The sequence below is a fragment of the Comamonas sp. genome (genome assembly GCF_036666375.1).
Taxonomy (GTDB): domain Bacteria; phylum Pseudomonadota; class Gammaproteobacteria; order Burkholderiales; family Burkholderiaceae_C; genus Comamonas.
Map to the genome: position 1 here is coordinate 10,594 of NZ_JAVWWA010000046.1, position 9,324 is coordinate 19,917.

Here is a 9,324-nt window from a genome sequence, read left to right on the forward strand (position 1 = left end):
GAAGACGGCTGGAGCGTTGTGCTTGCCGGGCGCCGCGCCGAGCCGCTGCAGGCGCTGGCCGCGCAGGCCGCCGAACTGGGCCAGACCGCGCTGGCCGTACCCACCGATGTCACCGACCCCGACAGCGTGCAGGCGCTGTTCGATGCGATAGCGCAGCGCTTCGGCCGCCTCGATGTGCTGTTCAACAACGCGGGCGTCAACGCCCCGGCCGTGCCCATCGACGAGCTGCCGCTGGACAAATGGTTCAGCGTGCTCGACACCAACGTCACGGGCATGTTCCTGTGCGCGCGCGCCGCCTTCGGCCTGATGCGCCGCCAGTTGCCCCAGGGCGGGCGCATCATCAACAACGGCTCGATCTCGGCGCACACGCCGCGGCCGTTCACCGCGCCCTACACGGTCAGCAAGCACGCGGTCGCGGGCCTGACCAAGGCGCTGGCCCTCGACGGGCGCGCTTTCAACATCGTCGCCAGCCAGATCGACATCGGCAATGCGCTGACCGAGCTGTCCGAGCGCATGACGCGCGGCGTGCTGCAGGCCAATGGCACGACCGCCCCAGAACCGATGATGGACGCGCGCCATGTGGCCGACGCCGTGCGCCATGTGGCCGCGCTGCCGCTCAAAGCCAACATCCTGAACATGACCATCATGGCCAGCGCCATGCCCTATGTGGGGCGTGGCTGAACGCCCGATGGCAGGCATTGCCTGGCCCCCGGGCCGGGCGCTAGAGAACCATAGAGAAAACCACAAAAGGAGACAATCATGCAACGCACCGCTCTGTTCAGGATTCTTGCCATTTCGGCCACCATGATGCTGGCGCCCACGCTGGCTTCGGCGCAGAACTACCCCACGCGGCCCATCAAGATCATCGTTCCCGCGCCGCCCGGCGGGGCGATAGACACGATTGCACGCGTGGTCGGCGACAAGCTCGGCGCCTCCATGGGCCAGGCCGTGGTCGTCGACAACCGGCCCGGCGCGTCCAACAACCTCGGCACCGACGCCCTGGCCAAGGCCGCGCCCGACGGCTACACCATAGGCATCGTGGGCGGCAGCCACAACATCAACAAGTTCCTGTTCAAGCACCTGGGCTGGGACCCGGAGAAAAGCTTCGAGCCGATTGTCTACACGCACGAAGTGCCGCTGGTGTTCGCGATCTACCCGCAGATTCCGGCCAAGACACTGCCCGAGTTCATTGCCTGGATGAAGGCCAACCCCAACGAGGCCAAGGTCGCGACTTCGGGCCGCGGCAGCGCCCAGGAGATGGCGGCCGAAATGTTCCGCATGGCCAGCGGCGCGCCCATGCTGCTGGTGCCCTACAAAGGCTCGTCAGCCGCCCACCCCGACCTGCTGGCCGGGCGCACCGCGCTGTACATCGACACCATCAGCGCCATCCAGGCCCAGGCCAAGGCCGGCAATGTGCGCGCCATCGCCGTATCTACGCGCAAGCGCAGCATGTCGCTGCCCGATGTGCCCACCGCGAGCGAACAGGGGCTCAAGGACTATGACGCCAACACCAACGGCGGCTTCCTGGCGCCGGCCGGCACGCCCAAGGCCATAGTCGCCAAGCTCAATGCCGAGATCAACGCCGCGCTCAAGCTGCCCGACGTGCGCGCCAAGCTCGAGGCCGCGGGTATAGAAGTGCAAGGCGGAACGCCGCAGGAGTATGCGGCGCTGATCAAGTCCGATCTCGCCAAGTGGGGCAAGGTCGTCAAGGAAGCGGGAATTCAGCCCGATTGAAGTGCGCGGGCGACCAGGCTTTACGTCGGTTCGGCTGCCGCCGCCTGGCGCGCGCGGCGCGCGGGCTTGACCGCGGGTTCCGCAGGCGCGGCGTGCACGGCAGGCACGTCGGCCGCGCCATCGCAGCGCGCGCACTGGCCATGCAGCTCCACCGTGGCCGCGCCCAGGCGAAAACCGTTGTCCTTGGACCAGCCCTTGAGACGGCGCTCGATTGCGCTGTCGGAGAACTCGTCGACATGGCCGCACTGGTCGCAGATGGCAAACACCACCAGCCCATGCTGGTGGTCGTGCGGGTGGGCGCAGGCGACAAACGAGTTCATGGTCTCCACGCGGTGCACCAGCCCGTACTCGATCAGCTTGTCGAGCGCGCGGTACACCTGCTGCGGCGCGCGCAGGCCTTCGGCCTGCAGATGGGCCAGCAGCGTGTAGGCGCTGGCCGGACTTTCTTCGCGCGACAGTGCGCCCAGCACCAGGCTCTGGTGCCGGGTCAGCTCGGGGTGGTGCGTGGGGGTGGCTGGCGACATGGCTTGCGGACGTTATGCTGTAACACCCGCTAGTTTAGCGCGTTCCACGCTCACAGCATCATGCCGCCCGACACCTCGATGCGCTGGCCCGTGACCCAGCCGTTGCCCGGCGACAGCAGCGCCGCCACGGCGCCGCCGATGTCGTCGGGCAGGCCCACGCGGCCTTGGGCCGTGACGCTGCTGATATGCGCGTTCACCTGCGCGTTGTCGCGCACCGTGCCGCCGCCGAAGTCGGTCTCAATCGCGCCCGGAGCAATGGTGTTGACGCTGATGCCGCGCGGCCCCAGTTCCTTGGCGAGATAGCGCGTGAGCACCTCGACGCCGCCTTTCATCACCGCATACGCGGCATAGCCCGGGAAGCTGAAACGCGCCAGGCCCGACGAGGTGTTGACGATGCGCCCGCCATCAGCGATCAACGGCAACAGCTTCTGCGTCAGAAAGAACGTGCCCTTGAGGTGGACGTTGAACAGCATGTCGAACTGCTCTTCGCTGGTCTCGGCAAACGGCGCATTGAAGCCTACGCCGGCGTTGTTGACCAGATAGTCGAACTGCTCGCGCTGCCAGGTGGCGGCCAGCGCGGCCTTCACGCTCTCGGCAAACGCGGCATAGCTTTTGCTGTCGCCCACGTCCAGGCGCAGCGCCACGGCGCGGCTGCCCAGGGCCTCGATCTGCGCGACGACTTGCTGCGCAGCCGCCGCGCCGTCCTTGTAGGTGATGATCAGCTGCACGCCTTGTGCCGCCAGGTGCAGCGCCGCGCTGCGACCCAGGCCGCGGCTGGCACCGGTGATCAATGCGATGCGGGGAGTGGAATTCGTCATGGGAGTCTCGCTTGGGGTGGAAGAAGACCTGACTTTAGGCGTTCACCGCCATCGGATAAACCGCGATTTCAAGCCCAGACTGTCCACCTCAACAATACAATCCAGGCATGGATCTCCACGAACTGCGCATTTTTTCGCGCGTCGCCGCGCTGGGCAGCTTCACCCAGGCCGCCGAGCAGTTGGGCCTGACCAAGAGCCGCGTCTCGGCAGCGGTGCAGCGCCTGGAGCTGCAGCTGGGCACGCGGCTGCTGCAACGCACCACGCGCCAGGTACGCCTGAGCACCGATGGCGCGCAGTTTCTCGCGCGCTGCGAGGAACTGCTGGCCGACGCCGAGCAGCTGCAGGCCATGTTCCAGGGAGCCGCCAGCGGCCTGCGCGGGCGGCTGCGCATAGACCTGCCCAACGCGCTGGCGCGCGACCTGATCATTCCGCGCCTGCCCGAGTTTCTCGCCGCCCACCCCCTGCTGGAAATCGGCATCAGCACCAGCGACCAGCGCGTGGACCTGGTGCACGAAGGCTTCGACTGCGTGCTGCGCATAGGCCCGCTGGCCGCGACCGAGCTGATCGCGCGCCCGCTGGGCGAGATGGCGATGTGCAATCTCGCCAGCCCCGCCTACCTCGCGCGCCACGGCAGGCCACGCAGCCTGGAAGATCTGGCGCAGCACCATCTCGTTCACTACGCGGGCAAGCTGGGCATGCAGGGCGCGGGCTGGGAGTACCAGGACGGCCAGCAGACAAGGCTGCACCCGATGCGCAGCGCCATCGTGGTCAACGGCACGGATGCCTACCAGGCGGCCTGCGTCGCCGGACTGGGCCTGATCCAGGCACCGCAGCGCGGCGCCCAGCTGCTGCTGGACCAGGGCCTGTTGGTGGCGGTGCTGCCGGAGTTCACCGCGCCGCCCATGCCGGTGTCGCTGCTCTACCCCCACCGCCGCCAGCTGCCCGCGCGCGTGACCGCCTGCCTGAACTGGATCACCGAAGTGGTCACGCCGCATCTGGCGGGAGCGACAGGCACTGCTCAGTAGCGGTGCACCAGCGTCAGCAGCAGATTGCGCGGCGTGCCGTACGATTTGGTCTGGTAGAAGTTCAACTGCGTCAGATAGTTCCTGTCGAACGCATTGTTGAGGTTGACCTGCAGCGAGGTCTGGGGCGTGAACTCATAGCGTGCCATCAGGTTCACCAGCGTGTAGCTGGCCTGTTCGCTGCGCCGCTGCAGCACGCTGCCCGAGCCGTCCGCGCCCCAGGCCAGGCCCCAGATATCGCCCTGGTAGCGCAGGCCGCCGCCGACGATCAGCTTGCCGCCCGTGGCCGCGACGCGGTAGGTGGTGAACAGATCGAAGATGCTGCGCGGCAGCGTGGTGTTCAGCTCCTTGCCCGCCTGGTCCTTGATGTTGTAGTGGGTGTAGCCCAGCTTGGCGTTCCAGCCCGGCAGGATTTCGCCCGAGACCTCGAACTCCAAGCCCTTGCTGTTCGCGCCCTTGGCACCGTAATAGGCCTGGTTGAGGCCGTCGGGCGTCATGGCCTCGGTGTCGGCCTGGGCCAGATTGTCCTGGAGGATGTTGAACACCGAGAACGCGGCGTTGAGGCGGTTGTCGGCCGAGGCCGCCTTGACGCCGACTTCGCGGCTCTTGCCGACAATGGGCTCGAGGAAGCTGCCATTGCGGTCCTGCGCGTCCTGGGGTTTGAAGATATTGGTATAGCTGGCATAGGCCGACAGCCCGTTGCCGAAGTCATACACCGCGCCCGCATAGGGTGTGAAGTGGGTGAACTTGTCGATCTCCTTGCGCTCCCAGCTGCTGTAGCGCGCGCCGACGATCAGCTTGAGCGGATCGGTCAGCGACAGGCGCACGGCGCCATACAGGCCGTTCTCGCGCGTCGCGATGTCGGACTCCACATAGGGCTCGCCCCAGGCCGGAATGGGCAGCGCGCCGTTCCAGTCAAGCAGGCTGGCCGCATACCGCTGCATGTCCAGCGCGCGCGCGCCTATGATCAGCTGCTTTTGCCGCGACGCGCTGGCGCCGAACACCGCTTCGTGCTCGCGGCCGAACAGCGTGAACTTGCCTTCGGCCTTGGCGTCCATCGCGTCCTGCGCGCGCTGGCCGCGGTACCAGTAGCTGTAGGGCTGGCCATCGACGTGGTAGCTGCCCGGCGCCACGTTGCCCAGCGCCATTGCCAGCTGGGCGTCATAGCTCTGCTTGCTGGACGCAAAGCCGATGTGGGTCTTCCAGCCATTGTCCAGCGCATGGTCGAGCGCGACAAAAGCGGTCTTGGTGGTGGTGCTCCAGTGGTTCCAGCTGGGCGCCAGATTGGTCGAACGGTCCCAGTTGATGACTTCGCCATTGGTGAACCAGATGGGCACGCCGCCCCACGATGAGCCCTTGGGCCGGTTCTCCTGATAGTCGGCGCCCACGCGCAGCACGGTAGCGGGCGTGAGGTCGGCTTCCACGGTGGCGAAGAACAGCTGCTTGTTCTTTTCCTGGTGGTCCTGGAACGTATGGGCGCGCTGGCCCGCGGCGACAAAGCGCCCGCGCACGCTGCCTTCGGCGTTGAGCGGCGTGGAGACATCGACATCGCTGCGGTAGTTGTCCCAGGAACCGGCCGAGACCGAGACTTCGCCCGTGAGCTGGCGGCTGCTCGCACGCTTGCGCACCAGGTTGACCGAGCCTCCGGGATTGCCCGAACCGGTCAGCAGGCCGGTCGCGCCGCGGATGATTTCAACGCGGTCATAGATCGCGGCGTCGAGTTCGCTCTCGCCCGCGGCATAGGGCGAGCTGAAGGTCGTTGCCACGCCGTCGTAGAGGTAGTTGTCGACATTGAAGCCGCGGTAGGAGAACGACGAGCGCTCGCTGTCGTAGCTGGACTCGGCCACGCCCGTGGTGGTGCGCAGCACTTCGGACAGGCTGTGCACGGCCTGGTCTTCAATGCGCTGGCGCGTGACGACTTCCAGCGACTGCGGCGTCTCGCGCGGCGCCAGCACCAGGCCCGTGGCCGCGGAGGTAGCGCGCGGGGTGTAGCGGCCCGAGCCTTCGGTGGTCGCGCGCTCGCCTTCGGCCACGGCCTTCACGGTGACCGTGGCCAGCGCCTGGCCCGCGGCCGCGCTATCCCCGGCCCCATCGGCGGCCTGTGCCTGCGCCTTGCGCACCGTGAGAATGCCGCTGCCCGTGCGCTGCAGATCGAGCCCAGAGCCGGCCAGCGCCTGGCGCAGCGCGGCCTCGGGCGTGAGCTGGCCGCGCACCGCGGGCGCGGGCAGTCCGCGCACCAGATCGGCGTCCAGCGACAGCGGCGTTGCGCCTTCGTCGGCAATGCGCAGCAGGCTGGCGCTCAGGGGCTGGGCGGGCACGTCATAGGATTGGGGCACGCCGCTTGCGGCCTGGGCGCTGGCACAGGCCAGCAGGCAGGCGCTGGTCAGGAAGTGAAGCCGGAAGAATGACTTGGAGGGCATGGTTGGGCGGTGAAAGAGAGGATGCAGAACCAGAAAAAACTGGGCTTTCCTCTGTATGAGCGACGGCAGCGCAAAAGCGGCCGTCCTTTTTTCATATTTCTTCCACCAGGCCCGACGATCGCCCCCAGGCCCTGCGCTCCACGCGCACCAGCCAGCCACCCGAGTGGCGATGGATGTCGATGGGCAGGGTCTCGGCCAGCGCCTGCAGCGCCGCCTCGCTGTCGTCGAGCCCGAAGATGCCGGTCACGCGCAGGCGCGCGGCCGCGGGCGACACGCGGATGTAGCCGAGGCGGTAGGGCCTGAGCGCCGCCAGCACTTCATCGAGGCGCTGGTCTTCGGCATGCAGCACGCCATGCGTCCAGGCGCTGGCCGCCGCAGCCAGCCCGGGCTGCGCCAGGCGCGTGATCTGCATGCCATCGATCCACGCGCCCTGGCCCTGGGCCAGCACCGCGCGCTGCTCCGGCTGGGCCAGCAGGGTGCGCACTTCCAGGCCCGCGCTCAGCGCCACGGCCTGGGTGCGCGACTCCTCCTGGCGCACCATGAACTGCGCGCCCAGCGCGCGCAGGCTGGCATGTTCGGTGCGCACGACAAACGGCGCGGCGGCGTCGGCGAAGACTTCGGCGCGCAGCTGGCCCTGGCGCAGCTGCACCAGGCGCAGCCCGTCGCCAAAGCGCACATCGACCGACGAGCGCGCGTCCAGCTGCAGGCGGCTGCCGTCGGCCAGCGTGAAAGTCTTGCGTTCGCCGGTGGCGGTGTGCAGGTCGGCGCGCCAGTCGGCCAGCAGGCCGCTGCTGCGCGCCACCCAGCTGCTGCCCAGGCCCAGGCCGGCGACGCCCAGCGCCGCGCGCAGCATGCGGCGCCGGCGCGCGCCCAGCACTGCCACCTGCTCGATGGCATGGGAAACGGCGTCGGTTCGGGCGCCGCTGGCCCGGCCCTGGCCGGCACGCGCCTGGCCAAAGGTCGCGTCCAGCGCCCCGCCCAGGCTGTGCCATGCCTGCTGGTGGCGCGCATCCGCCGCGAGCCAGGCCTGAAAGGCCGCGCGCTGGGCCTCGTCCACGGCGCCCGAACGCAGCTCGACCATCCAGTCTATGGCCTGCTCGGTGAGCGCATCGAGCGCATCGACGGCGTTGGCGCGCGCCATCAGGATTGCAGCGCGCGCATGCAGCAGCGCAGTCCGTCGGCCATGTAGCGGCGCACCATGCGCTCCGACATGTCTATGCGCAGCGCGATCTCGGCATAGGTCAAGCCGTCGAGCTGGCTCAGCAGGAATGCGGTGCGCGCCTTGGCGGGCAGGCTTTCGAGCGCGTCGGCGATGGCTTGCAGCGACTCGCGCAAGACCGCACGCTCTTCGGGAGACGGCGCTAAGTCTTGGGGCAGGGCCGCGAGCGCATCTATCCAGGCGCGCTCCAGATCGCGCCGGCGCCAGGTCTCGGTAAGGATGTTCTTGGCAATGGTCGTCAGATAGGCGCGCGGCTCGTGCATGGCGTGCAGGCGCTTGTAGCCCATCACGCGCAAGAAGGTTTCCGAGCTCACGTCCTCGGCTTCTGCCACGTCGCGCAGGCGCTTGCGCAGGCGCTCGAGCAGCCAGGGCTGGTGGGCGGTGAACAGGGCGGCAGCAGCAGCGGCATCCGCCGCCGGCATGGGAGAGCTGGACACGAAATGTATTGAATGAGAATGTTTCTCAATTATACAAGATCAGTCCAAAAACAACGCCGCCCCGGGCGCGCCGGCTTCAGGCGCCCAGCGTGCGCGCGAACAGCGCCCGCATGGCGTCCCAGCCGCGCCCTGCCTGGGCCGCGTCGTGCACCGGGAAATCGGGCACCATCCAGCCATGGGGCGCGGGGTATTGCTCGCTTTGATAGCGCACGCCGGCTTCGGTCAGCGCGGCTTCGAAACGCTGGGCCATCGCGGGTGGATAGCTGTCGTCGTTTTCAGCGCTGGCGATATAGATTTCGGCCTGCAGCGTGGCCACCCGCCAGTGCGGGCTCTGCGGCGCATCGGTCGCCAGGCGCCCGCCGTGGAAGCTCGCGACCGCAGCAAAACGTTCGGGATAGGTCGCGGCCGCGGCCACGGCGATGCCCCCGCCCATGCAGAAACCCACGGCGCCGATTCGCGTGCCCGCGACATCGCCGCGCCCGTCCAGATACGAAAGCAACGCACCGGTATCGCGCGCGGCCTTGTCAGTGCCCGTGGTCGCAATGAAGGGGCCCAGAATCGCGCCCGGATTGCCGGCGAACACTTCGGCCGGGACCAGCGGCGCATAGGGGCCGTAGCGGTAGTAGAGATCGGGCAGCAGCACCAGATAGCCCGCATCGGCCAGCCGCGCCGCCATGTCGCGCATCGCGGGCCGCATGCCGCCCGCGTCGCCATAGAAAATCACCGCCGGCCAGGGGCCTGTGCCCGCGGGCGTGAATACATCGGTGGGGCAAAGGCCGTCTTCGGTCTGGATCACTGCGTGTTCGGCGGGCATGGAACTCCTGATGCAAGGCAAATGGCTATCCTAATGCCGCTGCGCCTCGGCGGTGAAATGCGCGCGCATGAAATCGCTGAGCTGCTGCGCCGCGGGCGCCAGCCGCTGCGCGGGCTGCAGCAGGCCCAGCGGCTCCATGGGCGCGGTGCCCGCGACGTCGAGCTCGACGATTTGCCCGGTGCGCATCAAGGGCATCAGCATGGTCAGCGGCAATACGGTGAGCAGGTCATGGTTGAGCAGCAGCCACGAGACCATGGTCGAGGTGCGCGTGACCAGCGGGTGCATCTTCAAGGGCGCGCGGCAGCGCGCCGAAATGCTGTCAAGCCGCTCGCGCGC

Annotated in this window: 10 protein-coding genes; 3 read left to right on the forward strand and 7 right to left on the reverse strand. The window is 68.1% G+C overall.

The features are described 5' to 3' along the window. A partial coding sequence (locus tag RR928_RS12815; protein WP_332682784.1) for an SDR family oxidoreductase occupies positions 1 to 681 on the forward strand: 681 nt, incomplete at its 5' end. Positions 682 to 759: 78 nt separating this feature from the next. Then, positions 760 to 1,734, forward strand: coding sequence for a Bug family tripartite tricarboxylate transporter substrate binding protein (locus RR928_RS12820; RefSeq protein WP_332535441.1), 975 nt, complete (start codon positions 760 to 762; stop codon positions 1,732 to 1,734). A 20-nt stretch (positions 1,735 to 1,754) separates the two neighbouring features. On the opposite strand, the gene RR928_RS12825 is transcribed toward RR928_RS12820, so the two are convergent. Beyond that, entirely contained in the window at positions 1,755 to 2,258 is a 504-nt protein-coding gene (locus RR928_RS12825; RefSeq protein ID WP_332535440.1) for a Fur family transcriptional regulator, read from the reverse strand. Positions 2,259 to 2,308: 50 nt separating this feature from the next. Continuing rightward, positions 2,309 to 3,076, reverse strand: coding sequence for an SDR family NAD(P)-dependent oxidoreductase (locus tag RR928_RS12830; RefSeq protein ID WP_332535438.1), 768 nt, complete (start codon positions 3,074 to 3,076; stop codon positions 2,309 to 2,311). A gap of 107 nt (positions 3,077 to 3,183) precedes the next feature. On the opposite strand from RR928_RS12830, the gene RR928_RS12835 reads away from it, so the two are divergent. After that, on the forward strand, positions 3,184 to 4,101 hold the full coding sequence (locus tag RR928_RS12835; RefSeq protein ID WP_332535437.1) for a LysR substrate-binding domain-containing protein: 918 nt from the start codon (positions 3,184 to 3,186) through the stop codon (positions 4,099 to 4,101). On the opposite strand, the gene RR928_RS12840 is transcribed toward RR928_RS12835, so the two are convergent. From RR928_RS12840 to RR928_RS12860, 5 genes are all read right to left on the reverse strand, one after another. Next, positions 4,095 to 6,518, reverse strand: a complete 2,424-nt coding sequence (locus tag RR928_RS12840; RefSeq protein WP_332535435.1) for a TonB-dependent siderophore receptor — start codon at positions 6,516 to 6,518, stop codon at positions 4,095 to 4,097. The two genes, RR928_RS12835 and RR928_RS12840, sit on opposite strands and share 7 nt — an antisense overlap. A gap of 91 nt (positions 6,519 to 6,609) precedes the next feature. Then, complete coding sequence (locus RR928_RS12845; RefSeq protein WP_332682787.1) at positions 6,610 to 7,659, reverse strand: FecR domain-containing protein; 1,050 nt, start codon at positions 7,657 to 7,659, stop codon at positions 6,610 to 6,612. Further along, on the reverse strand, positions 7,659 to 8,174 hold the full coding sequence (locus RR928_RS12850) for a sigma-70 family RNA polymerase sigma factor (protein ID WP_332682789.1): 516 nt from the start codon (positions 8,172 to 8,174) through the stop codon (positions 7,659 to 7,661). Before RR928_RS12850 ends, RR928_RS12845 begins: the two co-directional genes overlap by 1 nt. 76 nt (positions 8,175 to 8,250) lie before the next feature. Continuing rightward, a complete protein-coding gene (locus RR928_RS12855) occupies positions 8,251 to 8,988 on the reverse strand; it encodes a dienelactone hydrolase family protein (RefSeq protein WP_332535429.1) in 738 nt (245 codons plus the stop codon). A gap of 30 nt (positions 8,989 to 9,018) precedes the next feature. Continuing rightward, positions 9,019 to 9,324: hypothetical protein (locus RR928_RS12860; protein ID WP_332682791.1), on the reverse strand; the 306-nt coding region annotated here is incomplete at its 5' end.